The organism is Desulforhabdus amnigena (assembly GCF_027925305.1).
GTDB classification, from domain to species: Bacteria; Desulfobacterota; Syntrophobacteria; order Syntrophobacterales; family Syntrophobacteraceae; genus Desulforhabdus; species Desulforhabdus amnigena.
On record NZ_BSDR01000001.1, the window covers coordinates 1,720,724 to 1,746,605 of the forward strand.

Sequence of the window (25,882 nt, forward strand, 5' to 3'; positions counted from 1 at the left end):
AGCGAATCAGTATTTAGTTGCAAGGCGGTATAACCCAGACAACTTCCTAGTACCGCATGAGTCATGATTCGGTCAAGAAAAATTTGTTTGACAATATATAACTCTCTGATTTAAGTGTTAGCTGTGCTTAAAGAGAACCAGACTCTTTATCCCCGAGCCGGACTGGCAGGATCCTGCGGGGATAAGATACCCATCTTCCACATCCTGTGACTCCTGCCGTTGCCGTTCATTTTTTGCTCCGCAGAGATTCATCGTTTTGAAGTTGAGTTTCCAATGCATTTCGGTCCGCATGACGGGGTGGTTTTCGTTTTCCAAATGCCGGTCTGATCAGGCAGAGAGGTATGGGCTCAGCCCTCCCTTGATCGCAAAACACTCCCGCCGTACCTCTGACAGCACAGGTTTGCTGTAAAGCAGACGCTTCCATCCCTTGAAAAGGACCGAAAAGGGCAAAGGACCACGCTGCGTTGCGTTACGTCTGCCGAAGATGATCGACGCACAGTTTTGGGTGAAAAGTTGAGGAGGTAACATACAATGGGAAAAATGATGTCGGAAGCTGACTTGGAACGCATGGAAAAAGAATACAAAGAATGGCAGGCCGAATACAACAAGGCACTGAAAAAAATGCCCGAACGCCTCGGGCGGTTCTCCACGGTCTCGGACCTCGAAATCAAGCCTCTTTATACGCCTCTGGATCTCAAGGACAAAGATTATTTTGAAGACATCGGCCTTCCCGGCATGTATCCTTACACGCGCGGGGTCCAGAGCACCATGTACCGGGCCCGCCTGTGGACCATGCGCATGTTTGCCGGACTCGGCACCGCTCAGGATACCAATCAGCGCTTTCACTATCTCATCGATCACGGGGAAACGGGGCTGAGCACGGCCTTCGACTTCCCTACCCTCATGGGCTACGACACGGATTCTCCCCTGGCTCGAGGCGAGTGCGGCAAATGCGGCGTCGCCATCGACACCATCGAGGATATGCAGAGGCTTTTCGCCAACATCAACCTGGAGGAGGTAACCACCTCCATGACCATCAATCCTCCGGCTTCCATCATCTGGGCAATGTATATCGCCAATGCCGAAAATGAAGGATTCGATCGCAAGAAACTCGGAGGAACCATCCAGAACGATTGCCTCAAGGAATTCATTGCACAGAAGACTCTCATGCTCCCCCCCGAACCAAGTCTGCGTCTAGTCACAGATACCGTCGAGTTTGGAACACGGGAAGTTCCCCGCTGGAACACCATCAGCATCAGCGGATATCATATTCGCGAGGCCGGTTCCACTGCGGTCCAGGAATTGGCTTTCACCATCTACGATGGAATCACCTATGTGGAAGAAGGTATAAAAAGAGGCCTCAATGTCGATGACTTCGCCGGAAGGCTTTCCTTCTTCTGGAATTCCCACATCGACTTTTTTGAGGAAATAGCCAAAATGCGGGCAGGCCGCCGCATGTGGGCCCGCATCATGAAAGACCGGTTCCACGCAAAAAATCCCAGGTCCATGCTGATGCGTTTCCATACGCAGACGGCAGGGTGTTCGCTCACCGCCCAGGAACCCTACAACAACATCATTCGCACCACGACAGAAGCTCTGGCCGGAATACTCGGCGGCACACAATCCCTGCATACCAATTCCCTGGATGAAGTCTACATGATTCCCAGTGAAGAAGCCGTCCTCATTGCCCTGCGAACCCAACAGATTCTGGCTGAAGAAGCGGGCGTCGCCAACGTCATCGATCCACTCGCCGGTTCCTACTTCGTAGAAGCTCTCACGGACAAAATGGAAGAAGAGGCCAATGCCTATATCCGCAAATTGGATGAACTCGGAGGCATGGTCGCCGCCATCGAACGAGACTATCCGCAAATGGAAATCTCCGATGCAGCTTACCACTTTCAGCAACAGATCGAACGGGGCGAGAAGGTGATTATCGGTGTCAATAAGTACCCATCCGACCGGCCCGAACTCGAATTCATTCTCAAGATCGATGAATCCGTTGAAAGAGGGCAAATCGAGAGGACGCAGCAGTTCAAGGAAAAGCGGGACAAGGTCGGACTCCAGAAGGCCATGGACGAACTTCGCCGTCGCTGTGAAGGCCCTCCGTGCTGGGAGAACAATGTGATGCCCGCCTTGATCGACGCCGTACGGGCCGGAGCTACAGAGCAGGAGTGCTGCGATCTTTATCGCGAGGTTTTCGGCACCTACAGTGACCCGGGATCATTTTGACGGAAGACAGACCCTTTTGGGTTTTGACCTGTCAAACACTTCTATTCATTTCAGACCATATTAAGAGCCTATCCGAAAACCTACCTCGGCAGCGGACACCCCCCTTTAATTCCCCCCTCGAGGGGGGACCAAGGGGGGTGTCGCAAAGTCCACAGGTGGTTTCCAGATAAGGTTCTAAGGAGGAACATTTCCATGAGCGGAGACAGGAAACTGCGTATATTGATCGCCAAGCCGGGACTTGACGGCCATGACCGTGGAGCTCGTATCATAGCGAGGGCTTTTCGTGATGCAGGATTTGAAGTCGTGTACACGGGATGCCATCAGACCCCCGAACAGATTGTCCACACCGCCCTTCAGGAGGATGTGGACATCATAGGTCTCAGCATTCTATCCGGCGCCCATACTTATTCCTTTCCACGCGTTATGGAATTGCTCAAGGAAAACAATGCGGAAGACATCACGGTCATTGGGGGAGGAATTTTTCCCATTGAAGATATCCCGAAGTTGAAGGCTGTCGGCATAAAAGAAATTTTTGAACCCGGAGCGAGGCTGGAAGATATAACCAACTGGGTGAAGACCAACGTGCAGCCGCGCCAGGCATTGCAGGCGTAATGTAAACGAGCACTGGTCTCCTGTCTGTTTAAACACCATGGTGGGCAAGGCTCCGCTTTTGCCCGCCATGCATAAAAAGTTTCCCTGCCGTTCTGAACTTCAGCTCAAATGTCAGGAAAAGAAGGCACAATCCATGAGTATTATTGAACAAATTATAGCCGGAGACGTCCGGGCAACAGCGCGTCTGCTTCGGGATATCGATGATCAGGCGTCGTCGGCACGCTCGATTCTCAAGGACCTTTACCCTCACACGGGAAAGGCATACATCATCGGTCTTACCGGTTCTCCGGGTGTCGGAAAAAGCACCCTCGTGGACCAGCTCGCCATGCGTTTCAGGAAGGAAAACCTCACTGTCGGCATACTCGCTGTCGATCCCACCAGCCCCTTCACCGGAGGAGCGATACTCGGGGATCGCATCCGTATGCAACGACATTTCCTGGATCCCGGCGTCTTCATCCGCAGCCTGGCAACTCGCGGACACTTCGGAGGTCTCACCCGGTCCACCAACGATATGATCAATGTGCTCGACGCCATGGGAAAGGACATCATTCTCGTGGAAACCGTCGGCGTAGGCCAGGACGAGGTGGAGATCGCCAACAGCGCCCATACCACGATTCTCGTGACGATCCCCGGCATGGGAGATGAGGTACAGGCGATAAAAGCGGGCATCATGGAAATCGGAAGTATTTTCGTGGTAAACAAGGCAGACCGGGAGGGATCCCGCAAGACAATACGAGAACTACGCAATATCATTGAACTCGGCCTGCGCCGTAAAGAAGATTCCGGATGGGAACCTCTGATTGTGGAAACGGAAGCGGTCAAGGGGCGCGGTATAGAGGAACTGTATCAAGCCATTGAAAAGCACCGGGAATATCTCCTCGCAAACGACAAAGGCCAGTTGGACATTGTTCTCCAAAAACGGGCGCGGAACCAGCTCATAGAAATCCTGCGCGATGAAGCTCTCAAGGTAATCCTGCAGCGTATCGAATCTCGAGGTGTGTCACTGGAAAGCCTGGTCCAAAAAGTGAAAGACAAAGAAGCCGACCCCTATTCCCTTGTACATGAGGTGCTTCAAGAAGAACTCAAGTAGGCATGTGCTTCGCTGCTGATGGCTCATGGCTGATGGCTGATGGCTCATGGTTCATGGCTCATGGCTGATGGCTGATGGTTTATTGAATGATTTCCCCTACTTCTTGGCAAGAAGACACTCATATGCATCGGTCATCCTGACGAAGGTTTCATGATCTCCTCCTTTGTCAGGATGAGCTTTTTTGGCGCATTGACGGTAAAGCTGAATCAACTCCTTCCGGGTCATGCTCTTGAATGTTTCAACGGATATTCCGAATACCTTGCAGGCTTCCACCGTAGGAATAGACCTGGTCACCTTGTTCCGATGATGGAATTCCCTTCTTCGAAAGAATTCCTTGATGTAGTTGTCCAGTGAACCGCCGGAAAATTCATGATCGAAATACATGACGGCGTAGCGCACCAGAAAGGGATGCAGGGAACCGTCTTCCGGAACGTCCATTCCTTTGAAAAAGCGGTGGTCTGCATTCAACCGGCAGAGTTCCTCAAGGAAATACGAATCCACCCTTTCCGGGTCGAGTCCGATGGGATGATTCCTGAGAAGATGCGCAGGAAAATACGACTGAAGATGCAGTGCGGTGTAAATGTAAAGGCGCACCTCGTGAGGACGCAGCATTTTTTCCATTTCCTCGATCGTGTGCTCGATTTCGTCCCTGCTCTTTTCCAGCAGGATGTTTAGGAACTTCCATGGCCTTCCCTCGAGGTCCCCAATATCCACGCGACCTACCCTCAAAAAGTGCATCCTGCGCCTGTCAAATGAATGCAGGTCTTGTTGATGTGCGTATAGTTCGTCGTTGGAAAAGGATTTCCAGGGACTATGAATGCTTCGATGGTTGCTGAATTTTTCCAGGATCTGCCGGACGTAGGGATCAAGGAATGGGAAAAAGGCCTTTTCAAGGTCTTCGGATGTGTAATCTACCCCTTTTTCCTGGAGAGTCTCCTCGATCTCTGGTTTGAAATAAAAACCACACCCCCCGGGATACTCGATATATTCGGCAGGATCTTTTCCCAAATCCATTAAATCGCGAAACTTCCAACATTCATTGTCTCTATAAGTTTCACGCAATATATAACGGTACCCGCTTCCTTCACGCACGAGTCTTAAATACAAGACAACCCTCCTCTTGTTCAGCAATTCTCATTTTGGATGTCTCTCATGATATTGGCATTTCCAACATCCCCCTTGATCCCCCTTCAAAGGGGGACTTTATCCAAAAAATTCCCCCCTCGAGGGGGGCAGGGGGGTGTAGGTTTTTCTATCGATTCTTCAACCCTCTATAAAAAATAACATATGCTTTTTTGAAAACCAATTCCTCACGACCACCTTACTGGATGGCCGACGGTTGAATCGAGGGAAAGTGAGAGCAATGTTTCTGTGTGAAAAAAAGAATTGAGTGTGGCCTTTTTGGAACGATGCAGGAGGGTGCGTTCAAACCGATCGGTAGCGCCGCCTTCCACGGCGGCGTTTTTGAGTCAAGAAACTTCCGATCAGGTGCGGGGTGGTAATTAAAGCCTATGAGAGGCTGTCTGAAAATTCCTCTGCTTGGGAGCCGAACCTGCTTCGATTCCCCCCTTGAGGGGATTGGCGTCAGGTTAAGAATGTTTTCCTTCCATTCTGAAGACTTACATTTAAATGTGTCCATCAGTTAAATGAGGTCTTCAGAAGGAGGAAAAACAAATGAAGGACAGCCAATTGATTCCTGTTGAAAACATGGACATTAAACTCGATGACGCAACTCTTTTGCTCAAAGCCAAAGAAACTGGCTTCATGAAGCGCATCAGAAAGTTTAATCCATTCGATTTCATAAAGGCTCTCTGCCTTATGACTCTCTACAGCACAGTCAGTCTTGAAGTATTTGCCACAATTCTGGGGTTTGTTGCAGGCTCTTGCATCTCAAAGCAATCCCTCTGGGAGAGGATAACCCCCAAATGTGTTGCTTTTGTGCGCTCAGTGCTCATGTCACTCATGTTTAGAGCATCCAGCCTGGAACCTCTCACAGCCAAAGGGGCATTCAGTCGTTTCAAGAGGGTTCTCCTCCAGGACAGCACTACCATTAACCTGCCCGAGAGTCTGGTTCGTTTCTTCCCCGGCTCAGGTAATCAGACGGGAAAGGTGCAAGCAATCATGAAAATTCAAGTCATCCATGATTTGCTCTCGCAGACTTGCCTTCATTTTGGGTTAAGTGGTTTTAGAAGAAACGATCAGAAAGCCTCTGCCGATATTCTTAACTTTGCCAGGCCAGGGGATCTTGTCATCCGAGATCTTGGCTATTTCGTTCTCAACATATTTAGATTATTTACCCGTCAAGGAATCTACTTCCTTACTCCCTATCAGCATAATGTTAATTATTATACAGAAGATGGAGAAAGACTCGATCTCCTTAAACTTCTCAAAAAACATCCTATTGTGGATACCATGATTGTAGCAGGAGCTACGGAGAGACTGCCGGTTAGACTCGTAGCCTCCCCTGTGCCTGCAAACATTGCCCAGATAAGGCGAAGAAAGCTCCTCAAGAAGGACAGAAGGTCCAATCCTACGAAAGAGCAACTCGAACTCCTTGGATGGGATATATTCCTCAGCAATGTTGGGGAGGATATCTGGGATAGCCTGACTGCATGCAGAATCTATGGCATCCGTTGGAGAATAGAGATTCTCTTTAAAGCATGGAAGAGTCACTTCCACCTCAACTCTTTGCCCCAGAAGGGGAGCAAGAGCTATATCGAGCTTCTTGTCTACTCAAGGCTTGTCTTCATCACTCTCTTTCAGTCTTTCTTTGCAGAATTCAGCGCATATGCTTATGCCACTGAGGGCAAACATCTCAGTCTTTTGAAATTTGCTCAGTTTATCCAAGAACATATCTGGGCTCTTATCCTTTTATTCCACTCATCTCAGATGCCAAATCTTTTCCTTGAACAGCTACTCAGGCATTGTGCCTATGAATCACGTCATGAAAGGAAAAACTACCATGAAAAACTCTCTAATTTCTTAACCTGACGCCAATCCCCTTGAGGGGGGCCAAGGGGGGTGTTTTTCTGGTTCGCGAAATCTTGACACCCCCCTACCCCCCCCTCAAGGGGGAATTTTCAGACATCCTCTAAGACAAAAAAGCCCGGACAGCTTCGCTGCCCGGGCTAAAAACTCAGCATCTAATCAAAGGTTCGATTAGAAATTCCATTGCAGGCGTGCACCGACTTCGTAAACGTCGTCTTTGCTTGCTGCTGCAGTATAACCATCTTCGGTAATCAGGTAGGCGCCGACCAGATCCAGAGTCAGACCATCAACGATACCCTGGGTCAGGTACATATCGAATTCATGCCCGATCGTATCGTCATAGAGCTCACGGCCTCCTCTGGTGTAGCCGGAAACGACATCTTCAGCGGTCCCGAAGTACCAGTAAGAAGCGGACAGCTTGGTCTTCTCGAGAGCCTGCCATGCAGCGCCAATGGTGGCGGTCCAGAGGTTGGACGGCGTGCCGTAACCAGCCCACTGATTGTCGATGTTGCCAAATTCATCGGTGTGACCAACGGAGAATCTATCGAAGATACCGCCACCGATGATTTCAGAGAAGTACTTGCTGGTTGACAGAGGATAGGTGAAGAAATCGATGTCGCTGCTGTCGTCCGTAGGATCCTGACCGCTGGTGTAGAAACCGCCGACGTTGACAGTCCAGGGACCGCAGAAGAAGCTGGCGCCACCGTCGATCATCCAGCCGGTATAGTCGACGGAATCATCGTTGATCAGATCAACGGAACCCAGGTTCTTCACGAAGCTCACATAAGCGCTCATCCAATCCATCTTGTAGGCAACGTTGACGCCAAGGTCAAAAAGGCCATTGGAATCGATGAAGGGATCGGGGAGAAGATCATTGGAAAAGTAGTTAACGGGAGTGGCCAAAGTGCCAAGGTCCGCACTGACGGCGGTGTTATGGCCATACTGATAAAAGCCGACCAATGAACCGCTCAGAACACCGGGGCCAACCTGTGCACCGGCATAATCCAAGCTCAGGTATACCGAGTCGATGTTCTCGTTTTCGGAGGTAACATCATTATTTTGAGCTGCGATGTAGCCCAGAGAAACCATGAGGGGATCGAAGTTTGCCTTGAGAACCGCTGCGGAAAAATCGTCATCGACGATCCAGGAGTTCAGAAGGGCAATGCCCTGGATACCTACCAACGCCTTAACGGGAGTGGTGGGGATTCCAAACTCGACGTATGCATTCTTGGTTTCAACATTGACAGCGTCCGCACCTACTCCACCGCCGGTACCCGGTCCGATCCTGCTCGTATCTTGACCCCAGGTGGAGTCACCAATTTCAAACTTGGTGACCACGCGCAGATTTTCGCTGGCAACAAAGTAGAAATACATTCTCAAGCGCTGATCGATGAAGTTCTTGTTATCAGCGGCATCATCGGTTCCATCGAAATTGTCCTGGGAGATCCAACGGGTGCGGTACTGCCCGCCGTATTTGAACTCCACAGCAGCGAAAGCCGGAATTGCGATGGTCAGAGCCACCAGCAATGCAACGAGCATCATTAGATGTTTTTTCATCTCATTTCCTCCTCAAAAAGCTGAAATTATCTCTTCGCTCTTTCCCAACTACTTGTAATTGGTTCTAATTGCCAAACGCGAGACCTGCTATCCTGCCCTCCTTTCTTTGATCTTGTCTAAAGACATACAAAGTTTACAACTCGCCCCTTTACTATTTTCATCACCATGTACAGCAAAAACAAACGGGATGTCAAGATAAAAGAAAGGAATATTTTTGACTTCTTTTTCCATAAAGCTCATGCTTTTTAGCACTTGAAAATTCTTAGAAAAGAACACTTCTACCCTCGTTCAAGAGTCCTTGCTCAGTTTGAACCATATTCGCACAGCCGGATTCCATTTTCCTCCTCCCCGCAGTTCCCATTTTTGCCATTCCAAAAGGCTGTTGAATTTAGTATGCTCCCTGAGTTCAACGGTTGGAAAATCCATGGTTTGGATTTTTGCAACCTTAGGATGCTGTCTGAAAATTCCCCCCTCAAGGGGGGTGTCGCAAAGTCCACAGGTGGTTTCTGGATAGGTTCTAAGTAAGTGATCGGGGTTAACTAACATTCTTGGTAGCTACTGATCACATCATTCCGGCATGCTTTCAGCCGGAATCCAGCCACATGGCAAATTCTCTGGATACCGGCTTTCGCCGGTATGACGGTGTAAGAATGTTAGAAAAGTTTTGTTCAGGTAGCCGGTATTTCGCTCAACATGATTAAAAAGCTAAAAGTTAAAAGTTAAAGGAGATGTATTGATGTTGCATAGGAAATTTTTCTGCAAATGGATAATCTTGGCTCTATTGCTGTCAGGCGCATCCGGTGCGGGTGCTGCCGAGGATTCGCAATCCCCGGTCAAGGTGGCTATTTTGCCTTTCAGTATGCACGCCCCCAGTGACCTGGCTTACCTCCAGGATGGCATCCGGGACATGTTGGCCTCACGACTTGCCTGGCAGGGAAAAGTCCAGGTTGTGGACCGCGCAGCCACAACCCAGGCGCTTCACGGTTCCAAGGCAGACCTCTCACTGGGTGAAGCTGTAAAAATCGGCAGCAGTTTGAAAGCGGACTACGTCCTTTTCGGCAGTATCACCGCTGTGGGCCAATCGGTCAGCATAGACGCAAAAATGGCGCCCGTTTCCGGCACAGGCGAACCATTGCCTCTCTACGCGCAGACAAGAACCCTTGACGATGTCGTTCCCCAGATCAACCAGTTTGCCCAACAGATCAACCAGAAGGTCTTCTCGAGAACGACGGAATCCCCCCAGGCTTCCGAGGCTGATACGGAGGAATCCATGGCCAATCGGAACCCGGAACTCTTAGTGCCAGGAACCATGCAAAGCGGTGACAAGATTTCCTATTTGAACCCGAATTTTATCGAGGTTACCCCTGAAAGTTCCCTCCGGCAATCCGGCATCTGGAGGAGCCAGACCTTTAAAGGTGGCATAGTAGGCATGGATATCGGGGATCTTGATGGCGATGGGGTAGTCGAAGTCGTTACCGTCACGGCCAATGAGCTTACCGTCTACCGCAGGCAGGCACAGGGCATGAAGACCATCGCCAGGTTCAACGGAGATAATGTGGACCGGTTCCTGTGGGTTTCCCTGGTGGACACCGACCGTGATGGAAAAGACGAAATCTATGTCACCAACCTCAGGAAATTCATCAAGACCCGTCCCGGCGGATCCGAAAATATCTATGGGGCCGATTCCAAAGAAGAACTCGCTTCCTTCGGATTCACTTTTATCGATGGAAAGTTACAACCCTCCTTCAAGAATGCTCCCTATTTTCTGAATGGTGTGGAACTGCCCAAGCGCGGCAAGGTATTGCTGGGCCAGGCAAAGGGAAGTGTCACCGAGGGTCCTTTCAGGGGTGATATCTATGAAATGCAGATGAGAGCCGGTGATCTGGCGGCCCTGGTTCCTGCCAATCTTCCAAGCCGCTGCAACGTATTCAATTTTGCGCGTGCAGATATCAATGGTGACCATTCTGATGAAACCATTCTGATCGACAGTTCCAACGAAATGCTCATTCTCAATTCCTCGGGAGATCAGATCTGGAAGGGAGACCGGCTCTTTGGCGCAACCACCAACTACTTTGAAGCAAAAGTGGAAGACCGCCGTTACAATTCCGTCGATGTGTATGCCATCCCTTCACCTATCCTGATTACCGATCTCAACAAAGACGGCATTCCGGAAATCGTCGTGAACCGGAGTCGGGACATACTTGCCAAATTTCTTCCCAATTCCATGAAGTACTTCGATAAAAGCGAGATCGTTTCTTTGTCGTGGGACCAATTGGGATTGGTGGAAAACTGGAAAACAAGGGATATCAGCGGAATGGTGACCGCCATCAGAATAGCGGACATGAATCATGACGGAAACACCGAACTTGTCGGCAGCCTGGTTCTGGCCAAAGACTTCCTGAAATTATGGGAATCCAAGAGTACTTTGTTCAGCTACGACCTGAACGTCTCACCGCAAAATCCCGCCAAGCAGTAGCATCCTCCCCCCATGGGGGGATTGGCGTCAGGTTATGCATAAAATTGCTCAATTGAAAGTCAAATTCCCCCCCTCGAGGGGGGGGAATCGAAGCAAGTTCGGTTTCCAAACAGAGGAGTTTTAAACAGCCCTCTAGAGTTCGTAATCTCCATCTATATCCATAATATACTCGCGTTCCTTCTCTCCCTGCTTCACGGTGAAGGTGCCGCTTCCCGTAATGGTGGCCAACTTGCCCATTCCTTTATAGATCTTCCAGGTTCCCGTAGTGAGCTTGGTCGTCCCGTCCCGATGCCCTTCAAAAGAACTGCAAATGGCCCCCTCACGGAAGTTCGTGATAGTATAGCCGCTCACCTTTCCGGTGCCGCGGATGCGGTCATGGAAAGTCACACTGCGCCGCGAAACAAATTCACCTGCCACCCCCACTTGATATTCGATGGGTTCCCCCTCCGTCTCTACCAGCATCATCGCATGATCAAACACATCATGCACATAGAGCATTTCCCTGCGGGTAGCCATCAAACGATACATTGCTTTCCGCTTCATACCTTCTCCTCCTTTTTTAAGGACAAATGTGGATGCGGTTCACCAATCGAACGATGTTCACATGCTTGAAGCAGGCAGACTAAATGTGTGTATCATATAATCTTATGAGCGGAAATGCCAGAAAATCATCGAGTGGAAAATGATTTGCCTCATTCGATATCGCCATGGAAGATTGTTCCACCTTCGTTCTTGACACTGATCTTTTGTTTGGTTAACCTCCAGAAATCCATAAGGTTAACAGTTGTAGTGGAATCGACATAGGACGTTGGAAAAACTCCCATTCAAACGTGAAGGACCTGTTTATGCCTGTAAAACAATTACAATGGATCGTCTACGCTTCACTTCTTGCAGCTCTGACCGCCGTCGGGGCCTACATTCCCATTCCCATCGGTCCCGTTCCCATCGTTCTTCAAAACCTTTTTGTTCTGCTGGCAGGCCTTCTTCTGGGAGGCCGGTGGGGATTTACGAGCATCGGGATCTATCTTCTGGTGGGAGCCGTCGGTATGCCGGTTTTTACAGGAGGGAAAGGGGGAGTCGCCCATTTTATCGGTCCAACGGGCGGCTATCTCATCGGTTTTGCCCTCTGCGCCTTTGTCACGGGCTGGATTTCAGAAAAGGCATCCGGCCGGACCTCTTATGACATTCTGGCTGTCATCGCAGGTTCTCTTCTGGTCTATGTCTGTGGAGTCCCCTGGCTCAAAGCCGTAACCGACATGAGCTGGAACAAGGCGGTGGTTGCAGGGATGCTCCCCTTTCTCATGGGAGACGCCCTCAAAGCCGCTCTGGCCGTTATTCTGGCTCGCGCCATTCGTCCCGTGCTCCATCGCCAACTGGAAGCCGTTTCCGCATGATCCGCATTCAAGACCTGCAATACCGTTACCCCGACGGAACAGCCGCCCTGAAGGGAATCAGTCTCTCCATTCCCGACGGCGAATTTTTGCTCATCTGCGGCCCCAACGGCAGCGGCAAGACGACTCTCATCCGTCATTTGAACGGTCTCCTCAAGCCCTTCTCGGGAAGCGTTGACGTGGACGGATTCCATGTCGCACAATCCCCCAAAGAGGTCATCAAGCGGGTGGGAATGGTTTTTCAGGATGCGGACAGCCAGATAGTGGGTGAAACAGTCAAGGAAGATGTGGCATTCGGTCCTGAAAACCTGGGGCTCTCTCCAGCGGAGGTGAACCAGCGCGTAGCCGCAGCCCTTGAAATGGTTGGACTGGAGCACGTTGCCGAAAAGCCTTGCCATCTTCTTTCAGGAGGCGAAAAAAGGCGTGTGGCCATCGCGGGAGTCCTGGCCATGCAGCCGCACATCCTCGTTTTTGACGAACCCTTTGCCAACCTGGACTACAGCGGCACCCGGCAGGTGTTACAACAAATCGTACAACTTCACAAGGAAGGGCATACCATCGTTATGACCACTCATGACGTGGAAAAAGTCATCGCCCATGTGGATCGCATAGCCATCGTCTATAAAGGGGAATTGAAAGCCCTCGGCCCCCCAGATGACATCATTCCACAACTCAGCGCCTATAAGGTGCGTCCCCCCTGTTTCAGCCTGCTGGGAAAGCGAGCGGTTTCTTGGCTGGCCGATTAGCATTCCATTATTTTCCCGGCCGGTCTCTCCTGCACCGTTGGGATGCCCGGTGCAAATTCCTGGGCCTTCTGGTCCTGACCATCGGATTCCTTCATATGGGAACCCTGGCGCTGACCCTCTTTTCCGCGCTCTTTGCAGTTGCTTTGACGATCGGCGGGCTCCCCTGGCGCGCCCTTCTGAAGGAGCTCACAGGCTGGCTTTTTTTCCTGGGAATCATTTTCCTCCTGCAGGCTTTTTTCTATCCAGGAAGCGAACCTCCACTCTTTTCCTGGCTACCCCTGAGCAGCAAGGGATTGCACCTGGCCGTGCTCACCTGCTGGAGGCTGCTTCTCATTCTCTGCTATGCAACGGTCTTCACCTTCGTCACCCGGCCCAAAGACCTCCAGGATGCCATCGTCTGGTTCCTGAACCCTTTTCCCTTTGTGCCGGCTAGGCGCATCGCATTCATGATGACTCTCACCTTGCGCTTTCTGCCCCTCATACTGGACCAGGCAGAAGAGGTCGGCATGGCGGGCAGATCACGACTTTCCAATCAGAGGAAAAATCCCATCCTTCGCGCCAAGTATTTTGTCCTGCCTCTTTTTCGCCGTTCCCTCATCCGCGCCGATGAACTGGCCCTGGCCCTGGCTGCTCGAGGGTACAGGGAAGATCTTCCCGTCCACCTGCCCGGGATCCCCAAGGGGCATCTGATGGCCCTGTTCCTGCTGCTTCTCGGAGTCCTGCTCTGCTCACAGGGAATTGCCGAACATGTTATGAAAATGGTGAAGACCCTGATCTAAGCCCCTATCCAGCCCCCCTACTCCGATCTTCTTCTCAAAAGGGCAAGGGAGGTTTTGAAATATGCTCTCAGCAATAACTCCGAATCTTTTCTCTCAGGGATTTCACGGTAGCCGCAATGTCATCCGCCAACGTGATTTCAGTAACCATCGCTATGCGGCGAGCCCCCTTTTGAAGCACCTGTTCCATATTGGAAGCCTTGATCCCCCCCATGACGGTGAAGGGAACCTCCACTTTCGAGCTGATTTCGGCAATGGCATCCGGCCCCAGGAAATAATCGACCCCTTCCTTGGTTTTCGTCGGGAAGACAGGGCCGATGTTGATATAGTCCGCCCCCTCCCGTTCAGCCCGTTGCGCCTCCTGAACGGAATGAGTCGATGCGCCGATAATGAGTTCGGGAGCAATTTTTCTCGCTGCAGGCAGCGGCAGATCGTCCTGCCCCAGGTGGACCCCGTCCGCATCCACCGCCAGGGCAATATCCACATGGTTGTTGATAATGAGCAGAAGACCGGCTTCCAGCGTCATTTCCCGAAACTTGACAGCCAGTTGATAGAGGTCGCGGGCCGAATATTCCTTTTCTCTCAACTGGATGATTCGAGCCCCCCCAGCAATCACGCCTTCCAGCACCGCAATATTCGACCTGCCTGCCGACAGTCGTTCACAGGTTACGGGATAAACGTCCACCTGCTCAAACATGGCCTTTCTTTCTTTTAGATTCACTCAGCCCCCTCCCACCATTCTGATCACTTCAATGGAGTCTCCTTCTCCGACGATTTCTTTATCAAAGTCATCCCGGGCCACGATGTTGAGGTTCCTTTCCACAGCAACCGCACGAGGATTGACCCCCAGTTCGCACAGCAGTTCAGCGACAGTCATCGGTCCCGGATAGTTTTTCTTTTCTCCGTTCACAGAGATTTCCATCGTATGGATCACTTCTCCCTTCTCTTTGTGTTTTCTCAGGACCTGTTTGGATATTTTCATAAGAACCTGTTCGAAAACCTTCTATGGACTTCGAAACACCCCCTTAGTCCCCCCCTCGAGGGGGGAAATGGAAAGAAGGTGTCCACTGCCGAGGAAGGTTTATCGGACAGGTTTTAAGCCATGAAATTCAGCCGCCTTTTTTCAAGACGACAGAAAAGCCGCATCCCAGTCTTTCCAGACGGGATCATAGCCCTTCTGCCGAATGACCTCGACCACTACCTCGGGCGGGCGCTCATCTGAGATTTTGAATTGCGCTTCCGCCTGCTCCGCACGTGTATATCCACCCGGTTCCGTGCGCGAACCGGCACTCATGCTCGTAACTCCCAGCGGAATCAGATTGTCTCTGAAAAATGCCGTTTCCCGGGTGGAGAGAACCAGGCCGGCATCGGGCAGGAAGAGGCGCAGGACGGTGAGCATTTGCACCATTTCCAGATCGGAAACGGGATAGGAGGGTTCAAAGGCGCCGGCGGCCGGCCGAAGACGCGGAAAGGAGATGCTGACGTGTGATTTCCAGAATCGACGTAGGAGATACCGTCCATGCAGGGCCAGGAAAAAAGTCTCCGTGCGCCAGTCGGTCAATCCAAGAAGGGCGCCCAACCCGATACGCCGAAAACCAGCCTCGCCTCCCCGGTCCGGAGTCTCCAGGCGCCACCTGTAATTGCTCTTCTTCCCGGAGGGATGAAATGTGCCGTAGAGCTTCTCATTGTAGGTCTCCTGAAAAACAACCAGGCCGTCCACTCCACTTTCGATGAGGGCCTGGTAGTCCTCCGTGGGCATGGGATATATTTCGATGGAAATAGATGGGAACAAAGGCCTCAGCCGCTGCACCAGCTGAGAGAAATACTCGGTGGGTACGATCTGAGGCGCTTCCCCGGAGACGAGAAGAATATTGCGAAATCCCAGATCACGGATCACTCTGGCTTCCTCTACCGCCTCATCCACCGTGAGAGCCAGGCGCTCAATGGAATTTCCGGCATTGAACCCACAGTAAACGCAGCGATTGGTGCAGAAGTTGGACACATACAAAGGAGCGAAAAGGTGGATCACCTTTCCGAACCTCTGTTCCGTCAGGCGGTGAGACCGCTGAGCGATCTCTTCCAGAAAGGACTCCGCAGCAGGGGAAAGCAGGTGGATCAGATCTTCAAGCCCCAGAGTCCGGGCCGCAAGGGACCTTTCCACATCTTCCCGGGTGCTGTTCTGAATCGATTTTTGAATGGTATCCCACTCATACTCTTTTATTTCATCATAAAAGCTCATGGCCGTTTCACCTCAAGAAACCCGTCAATGGACTGGAGGCCTCGGCCTTCCTGCCGGATCGTCCCAAACCTGCAAGGTAGGCTTCACGCCCCGCCTCGACTCCCTTTTTGAAAGCGCGCGCCATGCTTTCCGGATCCCTCGCCACAGCTATAGCCGTATTGACGAGCACGGCATCCGCCCCCATTTCCATGGCTTCCGCCACGTGAGATGGGGCTCCGAGACCGGCATCCACCACAACAGGAACCGTTGCCTTTTCTATAATGATCTCAATGGAATCCCTCGTTCTGATCCCTCGGTTGGAACCGATGGGGGAACCAAGAGGCATGATGGTGGCCGTCCCGACCTCTTCCAGCCGTTTGGCAAGTATTGGATCGGCATTGATGTAGGGAAGAACGACGAAACCTTCCTTCACCAGGATTTCTGCAGCCTTGAGGGTTTCCACCGGGTCAGGAAGCAGATAATGGGGATCGGGGGTTACCTCCAGTTTGATCCAGGGGTCACATCCCGCCGCCCGCGCAAGTCGCGCCAACCTCACGGCCTCGTCGGCATCCCTGGCCCCTGAGGTGTTGGGAAGGAGAAGGAAACGGCTGGAATCGATGGCGCTCAAAATATTGTCCTGCGGATTGTCCAGTTCCACCCGCCTCAAGGCAACCGTCACCACTTCGGCACCCGAAGCGTCTATTGCTTTTTTCATGACCTCGGGCGAGGAAAACTTCCCTGTTCCCATCAAAAGTCGTGAGCCGAAGGTTCGGCCCGCGATGGTCAAAGGTTTATCCATCATTTTTACCACCTTTCTGAGTTGAATTACGCATCTGATGTTCCATTTCACATACCCGGCACCGTTTATCCCCGGGAAGTTTCACTTCTCTAAAAACCATGGAAAACGCATCCCAGGTGAGCATCCTGCCCACCAGGAGACGGCCGCGCCCCAAAAGGTATTTGATGGCTTCCGTCGCCTGGATCGTACCCAGCACACCTGGAAGGCTCCCCAATACTCCGGCCTCATGAGCTGCCTTGACGGCGTCAGGCGGTGGAACGTCTTCAAAAACACATCGAAAACAGGGACCGCCGCCGGGAACGATGGTCATGGTCTGTCCGTACGTCTCCAGAATTCCAGCATGGGAAAATGCTTTCCCTTGATTCACACAGGCATCGTTGATGAGAAACTTGGATTCGAAGTTGTCTGTAGCTTCAATGACAAAGTCGTAGGGGGCAATGATTGTGTCGATGTTCGCCTCGGAAATGCAAAAGGGGTAGAGTTCGATGCGCAGGTCATCTCGCAGGCGGCTGAGAGTCTCCAGGGCCGACAGGGTTTTTTCCTTCCCCAGATCTGCGTGCCCGTGCAGGATCTGCCTCTGGAGGTTCGACCGCTCCACCCGGTCGCCATCCACAATTCCAATCTCGCCCACACCGCATGCTGCAAGATAAAAGAGGGCAGGACTTCCCAGCCCCCCTGCCCCGATGACCAGCACCCGGCTCTGGAGGAGCTTGAGCTGCCCGGCTTCTCCAATCTCTTTCAGGAGGATATTTCGCCGGTACATCTCCCTTTGAGACTCACTCAATCCATTCTTTGCTTTCGACATAAAAAAAGACCGTTTCCCCATACGGGAAACGGTCCAAAAAAGTGAGCTCAGAATAACTTCCTTACCCACAACCATTTCCCTACGCTGGCATTACCCAGATCAGGTTTAAAGGGTTTTTCTCAGCCCGGAATTCCGAGCACCCCTAACGGCTGCTTAAATTGTCTTTATAAAAGACTCATCGAAGAAGATGAAACCAAAGCCTCAGTTCATTTCCTCTTCGAATCTCTCTTGAGATTAAAATTACTATGCCACATGACAGAGGGATTTTCAACCCGCTTTTCCAAAGGAATAGCAATTCTCGTTTTGGATGCATCTATGATATCGGCATTTCCGACATCCCCCTCAAGGGGGGCAATGTTGTTGACTTAATGTACCCCGGTGAAAACCTGAGTCCATAAGGTATTGATTTTCCTGAATTCATGCTTTCGCCGGAATGACGATCGGAGCTTAAGTACCTGATCAGAAGTTATTTGACATTTTTGGTGGTTATATTACGTCATTCCGGCATGCTTTTAGCCGGAATCCAGCCACACGGCACATTTTCTGGATACCGGCTTTCGCCGGTATGACGATGTAAAAATGTTAAGAAATTTTTGTCCAGGTATTTAAGTCAACAACATTATTGTCGAGGGGGGGGCAGGGGGGTGTTACAGATTTTTCAAAATGCGAATTCCATCAAAAGGGAAGCCTCCCGCCCCATTTCATGAGCTATCCCTCCGGCTTGGGTGCAAGCTGTTCAAGATCCTTTTCCAACGTGGATATTTTGGGAGACTTCATTTTCACCGCTTCAAGGGTCCCATCCCTCTCAACCCAAACCAGTACGGAATCGGCATGCTCCTTTTCGATCTTCTGCCAGCTCAAAGTGACCCTTTTTGTATCCTTGTCCCATAAGGAAACCTTTCCATAGGTTTTTTCAGGCAGGGGGGGGACGGGCTCGACCTTTTCCAGGTACTCATCATCGGCCAACTCCCACAGGATGCCCTGAACGCGCCACGGCTCCTTGAGCGTCTTCAGACGGTTGTCACCTTCCTTGAAAGCCCATTTGTCCTTCTCCTCAGAAACCACATCCCCCCGGACTTCCCCAAGTTGCCATTGAAGGCGGGTGACTTCGTCCCTTCGGAACCCCAGAAGCGAACGGTCTTCCAATGCATGAAGATCCCTGGGAAGCTCTTCGAGAATCGAAGATGGAGCCTCCACGACGCCGGCGAGCTGAGAACTCACTGCAGCCACGAATTCCTTATTCTTTTCCAAGACATCACTCAGGAGCAACTCCACCGGTTTATCTTCCTTCAATTGCAGGTCGACCTTCACCCTTGGGGGCTCCAGACCGTGGCTCTCCAAACGAGTGCGCTCATTTTCCAGAAAATCCTCAGCCCGCAGCCAACTGATCTGGTCCAGCATGTTCTGAACCTTGCCCGGCTTGATCCTGAGATCCTTCCGATCCGGATCGGTCCAACTCCTCCCGTCCGACTCCCGCTCCACATAGATGGAATTCCCATCGTTCCATGTCACCCGAACCTTCAGCACATCCTCCGGCTTGAAAGCAAACAGGTTCTTTTTCCTGAGATCATTGGCGCTTTTGTTCAGTTCCCCTCCGTTTTGCTCGCTCACGAGGAACAGATCCGGCTGTCCATCGACCCTGGCATAATAGCCGTCCTGGGAAGGATTCTTATCTCCAAGCCATATCTCCGACCAATGCTCCCCGGTTTTAAAACGTACCTTGAGAAAAGGTTCCTCCAGGCCATAGGGCTTCAGGTCTTCGGGCTTCTCCGCGACCTTCCTTTCCCTTTCGAGGCCGGCGATGGTTTCCAGGAGGCTTTCCACAGCCAGACCATCCACATCCGTCTGGACAGGCTCCAGGATCTTCCATTGCCCTTCTTTGGTCAATTTGACACTGGGACGGCCTTTGGCGTCGATCTCCAGGGAATGAACATCAGCCGGCTGAATATGGAAAATTTTCCTGGCTTCTTTCTCCCCGGCCTCCTTTTCTTTCTTCTTGACGACTTCAAAATAATAGAAATAGCCGCCCACCAACAATAAAACGACAAGATAGATGATTGATTTACGCCATCTCATCGCTGCGACCTCCGAACACGGTAAACGACCAGGCCGGACAGGATGACAATCAACGGAACAACCACAAGGACCATCCATACCAGCAGATAGAATTGATTCTGCGTCAGCAGGAGAGGACGCCCCTGGCTTTCCTTGCGCTCGATTGTGATGAGGTTTTCATCTCCGGCCAGAAAATTGACCATATTCAAGAAAAGATCCGCATTGCCTGAAAGCCCGAAATAAGAGTTGGCCACAAAATCCGAATCGCCGCTTACGAGCAGATAACCCTTTGCAGCTCCCTTGCCTGTATCATCATTCTTCTTTTCTTCCCGGTCCCCAGCCGAAGATCCCCCGGCCCCCTCCGCATTGAATTCCCGAGGATCAATTTCAGCCGCCACCGCCAGGGGCACCGGTCCGGACAGATCTTCCTTCTCATCAAATCCGACCTTGTGCTGCTCCTCGAGAAGCTTCAGGTTTGTTTCCGCCCAGGCATCCTGCGATGTTGACGCCAGAGCCTCTACCTCGACCCCCTTGGGAAGCGGGTTCATGATCCTCACCGAACGGGCCTCTGGATAAAAGGTGGCGATATTGAAATTCTGCGTGATTTTGTGGTGACCATACTTGGCAGCCAGCGGCATGAGGTAGTTGCCGCCGAAGATCCCCACCGATTCATCGACGATGATATCGTCTTTCAGCTCGATTCCGTGAGCTTTGAGAAAGTCCCTCAGCCCCCCGTCCCGGTATGGATCCAGGAGCACGAAAACCTTTCCCCCCTCGTTCAAGTATGTGTTGAGACGCTTCACTTCTTCCGGGAAAACAGGTTTTTCCGGTCCCCCGATAATGACCATGGCTGCGTCCCGGGGGACTTCATTCTTTTGCATGAGATTCAGATCGGCCACCACATAATTGTCTTTTTCAAGAGCAGACCGGGCATGGGCATAGCCGTTCTTGTCTTCCAACTGCGAAGAATGTTCCCCATGGCCTGTGAGGAAGTAAATCTTTTTCTGCTCTTTCGTGGTCAGCTTGAGGAAAGCATTGGTCAGGTTCTCTTCGTCGATGTTCTGGATGGATTGTTTTTTCCCGTACCCTTCCAGCACCAGTGTTCCGTAATTGCGAATTTCATAACGCCGGGCTACATCCGGCTGCCGGTCCGGGTCGATGAACTCATAGCTGATTTTTTTATTGAAGTACCGGTAGGTCTCCAGAAGCTCTCTGGCCTGCATTTCCTGAGGCGATGATGTTGGGAAAAACGCCTTGATTTCAACTGGTTGATCCAGAGTTTTCAGGATGTTTCGTGTTTGTTCCGCCAAGGTGTATCGCCCCGATTCCGTAAGATCCACGCGCCATGGATGCTCTTCCGCAATGAGTGCAATAAAAACCAGAATCCCCAAAAAGAAGAGTGTCGAAACCACCGAATTGGAACCATAGCTCCAGATTCGGTTTCGTTTTTTCTTATCCGGCATGATTCATTTCACCTCTCTATTCAAAAAGGGTTGAGTTTTGCGGGACTCGGCCGCCTCCTGGGGGGCCGGAATTCGAGGACCACTCCCTTTCAAGGCTCCCCGCTGTGTCTCCTGCACTCAAGCCCCTGTTTTCTTTACCCTCTCCAGCGATAGGATTCCATCTGCCTCAAGGTGAGGAATAGAAAAAACAGCACAAAAAGCAGGTAATAGAGGAAGTCCCGCGAATCCAATACGCCTTTGGTGAAGCTGTCGAAATGATTGGTTACGGACAGGTATTCGATGATTACGGCCATCGATGGATTGACAAGAGACTTGATCCAACCGATCACCCAGAACATGAGCAGAGCACCGAAGGAAAGAACGGCGGCAATGATCTGATTTTGAGTGAGGGAGGAAGTGAAGGTCCCCAAGGCGAGAAAAGCGCCTCCCAAGAGGAATATGCCGATATAACAGCTAAATACAGCTTTCCAGTTGGGATTGGAGATATAGCCGAGCAGCATTATTCCGGGGAGTGTTCCCGCCAGAATGGCGACAAAGGCGGTCGTCACCGCTGCAAATTTCGCCAGAACTGTGGAGCCGTCGGTAACGGGGTAGGTGAAGAGGAGTTCGAGTGTCCCCGTTTTGCGCTCTTCTGCGTAAAGGCGCATGGTCAAAAGAGGTGAAATCAGGAGCAGCACGACACTCACGTTGAGGAAAAAGGGACGCAGGACCATCTCCGCCAGATTGAGCTGGCTTGCCATCATGGGATTCTGACTCGCCTGAAAACTGAGCAAGTTGAAGTAGGCGACATTGCTATAAAAAAAATATCCGCTGATGAGCAGGAACGTGAATGCCACGACATAAAAAATGGGAGATGCAAAGAGACTGTAGAGTTCCTTGCGATAAACAGACACGAAACCTTTCATGATTGCATTTCCTCCCGTGACGACTCTTCAGTCACTAATTGCATGAAAATATCTTCCAGACTGAGATCGACCATCTTGAGCTCCAGCAGATCGGCCCCCTGGTCCACCACAACGCGGGCTATTTCGGGCCGTAAATCTCTGGCGCGGTCCGTTTCCACCACAAGGCGTCCGCCGTTTACGCTGTCTCGGCTCACCTTCTGCACACCTTCCAGCGCTTCCAAAGAAGCGATGACCCCCGAGGGTTCTCCTTTTATCTCTAAAGAGACATGGGAAGACTTCTGAAGTTGACTGGTGAGAGCGGCGGGACTGTCGGTCGCCACGATCTGTCCTTTATTGATGATCAACACCCGCTGACAGATCTGCGCCACTTCAGGAAGGATGTGGCTGCTCAATAAAATGGTGTGCTCTTCCCGCAATTCACGGATAAGGCGCCGGATTTCTATGATCTGAGTCGGATCGAGGCCGATACTCGGTTCATCCAGAATCAAGACCGATGGATTGTTCAGGAGGGCTTGCGCCAATCCCACCCTCTGTTTGTAGCCTTTGGACAAATGGCCGATGATCCGGTGGGCCACCTTTTCCAGACCGCAGATGCCGATCACCCTCCGAATTTCACTTTCCATCCTCTTCGCTTCGACCCCTTTTGCTCCGGCCGCAAACCTGAGAAACCGCCTCACGGACAGATCCAGGTAAAGAGGTACATTTTCCGGAAGATACCCAACCTTTCTTCGCACCTCCAGAGACTGCTCCAGGCAGTCCAGACCGTCTATACGTGCCACACCCGCCGTAGGCGGCATAAAACAGGTCAGAATACGAATCGTCGTGGATTTACCCGCTCCATTGGGCCCGAGAAAGCCGACCACTTCACCCTGTTTGACCTGAAAGCTCACATCACGTATGGCCGGCAGAGAACCATAGAACTTGCTCAGTCCTTCCGCTTCAATCATACTTCCCATCCTTGAATTTATTTTCTGTTGGATTTGCTACAGATGTATTTCTTTGAGGTTTATCAAGAGGTATAAAGAGTCACCTGCCGGTTCTCGCGAACCGTTTTGGTGCCCAATGAAGTCGCGCACCGCCTACAGAGATATTCATGCAGTTCTCCATCGGGCAGAACCAGTAGAAGACGACTCCTTACAGGCATAGCTCTCTTGCAGTGAGGGCAGTAAAGTTCCGAAGCCTTGAAATCCCCATACTGCCCGGAAGCCACTGTTCGCAACAATTCACTCACCCCCTGTCGTTCTCATCTCAAATGATTTCAGGAATGCGCTTCACGGGTGGCGCCCGCCGCAGTGTTTTTCTTGCGTTCCTTGCGGCCGTGCCACAACCACTTTTTAACCTTGCTCTCTCCCTTTTCCTTCTCAAGGTCCGCAAATTCCCTCAGCAATTCTTCCTGCCTCGGTGTGATTTCCGTGGGAATCTTCACCTCCACTTCAAGGTACAGATCCCCTTTGCCGTAGCCGCGCAAACGCCTTACCCCTTCTCCCGGGAAGCGCAATACGGCTCCCGGTTGAGTACCGGCTTCAATCTTGATGTTTTTTTCTTCACCTCCCAAGACAGGAACCGTTATCTCATCTCCAAGAATTGCCTGCACAAAAGAAATGGGGACTTTTCCAAAAAGGTTGTCTCCATCCCTTTCATAAAATTCATGGGGTTCCACCTCGAGCCGCACATAGAGATCCCCTGGAGCACCTCCCCGGTAGCCCCCCTCCCCTTCGCCTCGCAAACGCAATCGGGTCCCGGAATCCACGCCGGCGGGGACTTTTACATGAACCAGCTTTTCCCGCCTCACCCTTCCTTGCCCCTCACACACTTTGCAGGGAGAAGTCAGAATTTTTCCGGTACCCTGGCAACGGGCGCAAGCCGTGCTGATGCGGAAAAACCCCTGGTTCTGTACAACTTGGCCACTTCCCTTGCACATGGGGCAAACCGCTTCCTTGGTCCCCGGTTCGGCTCCAGTGCCATTGCAGGCTTCGCAAGTCCCAAGAATATTGATGCGGACTTCCTTTTCGGTACCGAAAACCGCCTCTTCGAATGTCAGTTTCAGTTCATAGAGGAGATCGTCGCCCGGCCGGGCTGCCGTGCGGGGGCGAGATTGTCCCCCAAGGTTGAAGGAAAAGAAATCTTGAAAGATATCTCCAAAGCTGGAGAAAATATCTTCAAAGCCACCGCTGAAACCACTGAACCCGGAACCTCTAAGCCCTTCATGACCATAAGCGTCATAAATTTGCCTCTTTTGCTGGTCCCTCAACACTTCATAGGCTTCAGCCGCCTCTTTGAACTTTTCTTCGGCCTCTTTATCACCGGGATTCCGGTCAGGGTGGTACTTGAGTGCCAGCTTTCGGTAAGATTTCTTGATCTCGTCTTCGCCGGCTTGTCGAGACACACCTAAGACTTCGTAATAATCTCTTTTCCCCATTACACTTACATCCCTCTTGTCATTATCTCAGCATCTATAAAATGATAAAAACAGAAAGCATCCGGCAGGCCACTCATAAACATGCACCAGAGCATTGTCAAGCCTGGAGGGATGATCGCGAGCCTATGGTTCTTCTAACCCTTTTGACTTTCCAGCAAACCCTGCGGCCTTTTACCAAGTATCTGGACAGAAATTCATCAATACTTTCAAACCGTCATAGCGGCGAAAGCCGGTATGCGGAGAATGTACCGTGTGGTTGGATTCCGGCTAAAAGCTTGCCGGAACGACGTAACCTTCAACTACCAGGAATGTTGAATAATTTCTGGCCAGGTACTCAGAATCTCATCAACCATCAAGATGAAGGCCCATCCACTATTCCCACCCCCCTTGAGGTGGCAGGATTCTATTTTTCCGGTGCATCCCTGGAATCTGCACGGAGAGCAGCCTGAGCCGCAAAAGTAAACTTCCCGGCCTTTTCCGCCTGCCGCGCCAGATACATCCAATCATCCGAAGTGCCTTCAAAATTCAAAATACGGCTGAGCCGGTTGAAAAGGAAAAAATCCCCTTCCTCTTTTGCATTTTCCAAGAGCCGGTTGAGAGCATCGGTTGCCTTGGCCTTTTCATAAAAATCCACCGCATCGCTCAGCAACCCGGCTTCCTCATACCGTTTCCCCCAAAACAACAAATTTTCAACAGAAACAGCATTCTGGTTTAAAAGATCCCTTTTCTCCAGACAGCCTAAAATATCCCTCTCAGCCATTAAATCCGTCCCAACCTTTTATCAATTTTTCTGCCGGCTCAACACAAAGCAGCTCTCAATCTTCACTCTGTTCTGTTTCATCGAGATCTTCAAAATCCGCAGAATCATCGTATTCCAAAGAAGCACCCAACTCCGCCTGCGCGTCCATGATCTCCTTCACTTCCGTGCGGGTCACTTCCTCTTTCTCCGCTGCAAGCGCCTCGGGAAGCGGCTTCACTTCTTCAAACTGGCGAATGTTTTCCACTGTTACTTTTCCCGCAGCAATCTCGCGCAAAGCCACTACTACTTCCTTATTCTTTGGAGCCTTCACCAGAGGAGCATTTCCGCTTCGCAACTGCAAAACTCTTCGCACCGCCAGATGCACCAAATGAAAGCGGCTTTCAACATTTTTCAAACAATCTTCAACAGTCACTCGGGCCATTCCGGCTCCTCCTCTATCGAATGAAACCTTCCATCAATCCTTCACATTCACAAAATAAGCCCTGGCAAAGAGATGTGCACCCCCCTCGACAAGGCATTTCAAAAGCAATCCCCGATAGGATCATTTTTTTGCAGTGTTTGACCGGCAAACACCCTTCGGATATGCTCACAAC

General features: G+C 51.2%; 24 protein-coding genes, 1 pseudogene and 1 riboswitch. Of the genes and pseudogenes, 8 read left to right on the forward strand and 17 right to left on the reverse strand.

The window, feature by feature from the left end; genetic code table 11:
• The first annotated feature begins 540 nt into the window (after nt 1-540).
• From QMG16_RS07405 to meaB, 3 genes are all read left to right on the forward strand, one after another.
• Entirely contained in the window at nt 541-2,229 is a 1,689-nt protein-coding gene (locus QMG16_RS07405; protein ID WP_373878724.1) for an acyl-CoA mutase large subunit family protein, read from the forward strand.
• A 192-nt stretch (nt 2,230-2,421) separates the two neighbouring features.
• Entirely contained in the window at nt 2,422-2,841 is a 420-nt protein-coding gene (locus tag QMG16_RS07410; RefSeq protein WP_281793337.1) for a cobalamin B12-binding domain-containing protein, read from the forward strand.
• 133 nt (nt 2,842-2,974) lie between these two features.
• Complete coding sequence (gene meaB, locus QMG16_RS07415) at nt 2,975-3,931, forward strand: methylmalonyl Co-A mutase-associated GTPase MeaB (protein WP_281793338.1); 957 nt, start codon at nt 2,975-2,977, stop codon at nt 3,929-3,931.
• Nucleotides 3,932-4,027: 96 nt separating this feature from the next.
• On the opposite strand, the gene QMG16_RS07420 is transcribed toward meaB, so the two are convergent.
• Nucleotides 4,028-5,038 (reverse strand): hypothetical protein, encoded by a 1,011-nt coding sequence (locus tag QMG16_RS07420; RefSeq protein ID WP_281793339.1) that lies wholly within the window; start codon nt 5,036-5,038, stop codon nt 4,028-4,030.
• Between the two features lie 582 nt (nt 5,039-5,620).
• Here QMG16_RS07420 and QMG16_RS07425 point away from each other — a divergent pair.
• Complete coding sequence (locus QMG16_RS07425; RefSeq protein ID WP_281793340.1) at nt 5,621-6,922, forward strand: IS4 family transposase; 1,302 nt, start codon at nt 5,621-5,623, stop codon at nt 6,920-6,922.
• Between the two features lie 168 nt (nt 6,923-7,090).
• On the opposite strand, the gene QMG16_RS07430 is transcribed toward QMG16_RS07425, so the two are convergent.
• The gene (locus tag QMG16_RS07430) at nt 7,091-8,476 is read right to left on the reverse strand and encodes an alginate export family protein (protein WP_281793341.1); all 1,386 of its coding nucleotides are present in this window, start codon (nt 8,474-8,476) and stop codon (nt 7,091-7,093) included.
• 87 nt (nt 8,477-8,563) lie between these two features.
• Nucleotides 8,564-8,707 carry a hypothetical protein gene (locus tag QMG16_RS07435; protein ID WP_281793342.1) on the reverse strand — a complete coding sequence of 48 codons (144 nt, stop codon included), beginning with the start codon at nt 8,705-8,707 and terminating at the stop codon, nt 8,564-8,566.
• Between the two features lie 505 nt (nt 8,708-9,212).
• Here QMG16_RS07435 and QMG16_RS07440 point away from each other — a divergent pair.
• Entirely contained in the window at nt 9,213-10,952 is a 1,740-nt protein-coding gene (locus QMG16_RS07440) for an FG-GAP-like repeat-containing protein (protein WP_281793343.1), read from the forward strand.
• Between the two features lie 132 nt (nt 10,953-11,084).
• Here the strand turns inward: QMG16_RS07440 and QMG16_RS07445 are convergent, their stop codons facing one another.
• Nucleotides 11,085-11,495, reverse strand: coding sequence for an SNARE domain-containing protein (locus tag QMG16_RS07445; protein ID WP_281793344.1), 411 nt, complete (start codon nt 11,493-11,495; stop codon nt 11,085-11,087).
• A 302-nt stretch (nt 11,496-11,797) separates the two neighbouring features.
• Between QMG16_RS07445 and QMG16_RS07450 the strand changes: the two genes are divergently transcribed.
• The 3 genes from QMG16_RS07450 to QMG16_RS07460 are packed head-to-tail and all read left to right on the forward strand — an operon-like array spanning nt 11,798 to nt 13,868.
• On the forward strand, nt 11,798-12,346 hold the full coding sequence (locus QMG16_RS07450; RefSeq protein ID WP_281793345.1) for a biotin transporter BioY: 549 nt from the start codon (nt 11,798-11,800) through the stop codon (nt 12,344-12,346).
• On the forward strand, nt 12,343-13,089 hold the full coding sequence (locus QMG16_RS07455; protein WP_281793346.1) for an energy-coupling factor ABC transporter ATP-binding protein: 747 nt from the start codon (nt 12,343-12,345) through the stop codon (nt 13,087-13,089). The genes QMG16_RS07450 and QMG16_RS07455 overlap by 4 nt, the downstream gene beginning before the upstream one ends.
• Nucleotides 13,074-13,868: an energy-coupling factor transporter transmembrane component T family protein gene (locus QMG16_RS07460; RefSeq protein WP_281793347.1), complete on the forward strand. Its 795-nt coding sequence runs from the start codon at nt 13,074-13,076 to the stop codon at nt 13,866-13,868. Before QMG16_RS07455 ends, QMG16_RS07460 begins: the two co-directional genes overlap by 16 nt.
• Before the next feature lie 67 nt (nt 13,869-13,935).
• Here QMG16_RS07460 and thiE read toward each other — a convergent pair whose 3' ends face one another.
• The 13 genes and pseudogenes from thiE to rpoZ form a co-directional block, all read right to left on the reverse strand.
• Nucleotides 13,936-14,586: a thiamine phosphate synthase gene (gene thiE, locus QMG16_RS07465; RefSeq protein WP_281793348.1), complete on the reverse strand. Its 651-nt coding sequence runs from the start codon at nt 14,584-14,586 to the stop codon at nt 13,936-13,938.
• On the reverse strand, nt 14,587-14,847 hold the full coding sequence (gene thiS / locus QMG16_RS07470; protein ID WP_281793349.1) for a sulfur carrier protein ThiS: 261 nt from the start codon (nt 14,845-14,847) through the stop codon (nt 14,587-14,589). It lies immediately after the preceding gene.
• 141 nt (nt 14,848-14,988) lie between these two features.
• A complete protein-coding gene (thiH, locus tag QMG16_RS07475) occupies nt 14,989-16,104 on the reverse strand; it encodes a 2-iminoacetate synthase ThiH (RefSeq protein ID WP_281793350.1) in 1,116 nt (371 codons plus the stop codon).
• 7 nt (nt 16,105-16,111) lie between these two features.
• Nucleotides 16,112-16,882: a thiazole synthase gene (locus QMG16_RS07480; RefSeq protein ID WP_373878725.1), complete on the reverse strand. Its 771-nt coding sequence runs from the start codon at nt 16,880-16,882 to the stop codon at nt 16,112-16,114.
• The gene (locus QMG16_RS07485; protein ID WP_281793352.1) at nt 16,875-17,687 is read right to left on the reverse strand and encodes a HesA/MoeB/ThiF family protein; all 813 of its coding nucleotides are present in this window, start codon (nt 17,685-17,687) and stop codon (nt 16,875-16,877) included. Before QMG16_RS07485 ends, QMG16_RS07480 begins: the two co-directional genes overlap by 8 nt.
• Before the next feature lie 59 nt (nt 17,688-17,746).
• A riboswitch (TPP riboswitch) is annotated at nt 17,747-17,841 on the reverse strand.
• Nucleotides 17,842-18,395: 554 nt separating this feature from the next.
• Nucleotides 18,396-19,763, reverse strand: coding sequence for a DUF4340 domain-containing protein (locus tag QMG16_RS07490; RefSeq protein WP_281793353.1), 1,368 nt, complete (start codon nt 19,761-19,763; stop codon nt 18,396-18,398).
• Entirely contained in the window at nt 19,760-21,205 is a 1,446-nt protein-coding gene (locus QMG16_RS07495) for a GldG family protein (RefSeq protein WP_281793354.1), read from the reverse strand. Before QMG16_RS07495 ends, QMG16_RS07490 begins: the two co-directional genes overlap by 4 nt.
• Nucleotides 21,206-21,339: 134 nt before the next feature.
• Nucleotides 21,340-22,110, reverse strand: a complete 771-nt coding sequence (locus tag QMG16_RS07500; protein ID WP_281793355.1) for an ABC transporter permease subunit — start codon at nt 22,108-22,110, stop codon at nt 21,340-21,342.
• Nucleotides 22,107-23,057 carry an ABC transporter ATP-binding protein gene (locus QMG16_RS07505; RefSeq protein ID WP_281793356.1) on the reverse strand — a complete coding sequence of 317 codons (951 nt, stop codon included), beginning with the start codon at nt 23,055-23,057 and terminating at the stop codon, nt 22,107-22,109. The genes QMG16_RS07500 and QMG16_RS07505 overlap by 4 nt, the downstream gene beginning before the upstream one ends.
• Before the next feature lie 62 nt (nt 23,058-23,119).
• Nucleotides 23,120-23,341 carry a hypothetical protein gene (locus QMG16_RS07510; protein ID WP_281793357.1) on the reverse strand — a complete coding sequence of 74 codons (222 nt, stop codon included), beginning with the start codon at nt 23,339-23,341 and terminating at the stop codon, nt 23,120-23,122.
• 27 nt (nt 23,342-23,368) lie between these two features.
• The gene (dnaJ, locus tag QMG16_RS07515) at nt 23,369-24,529 is read right to left on the reverse strand and encodes a molecular chaperone DnaJ (protein WP_281793358.1); all 1,161 of its coding nucleotides are present in this window, start codon (nt 24,527-24,529) and stop codon (nt 23,369-23,371) included.
• A 403-nt stretch (nt 24,530-24,932) separates the two neighbouring features.
• The gene (locus QMG16_RS07520; protein ID WP_281793359.1) at nt 24,933-25,178 is read right to left on the reverse strand and encodes a hypothetical protein; all 246 of its coding nucleotides are present in this window, start codon (nt 25,176-25,178) and stop codon (nt 24,933-24,935) included.
• 241 nt (nt 25,179-25,419) lie between these two features.
• Nucleotides 25,420-25,710 (reverse strand): annotated as a pseudogene (rpoZ, locus tag QMG16_RS07525) (DNA-directed RNA polymerase subunit omega); the annotation flags it as partial.
• Between the last annotated feature and the right edge of the window lie 172 nt (nt 25,711-25,882).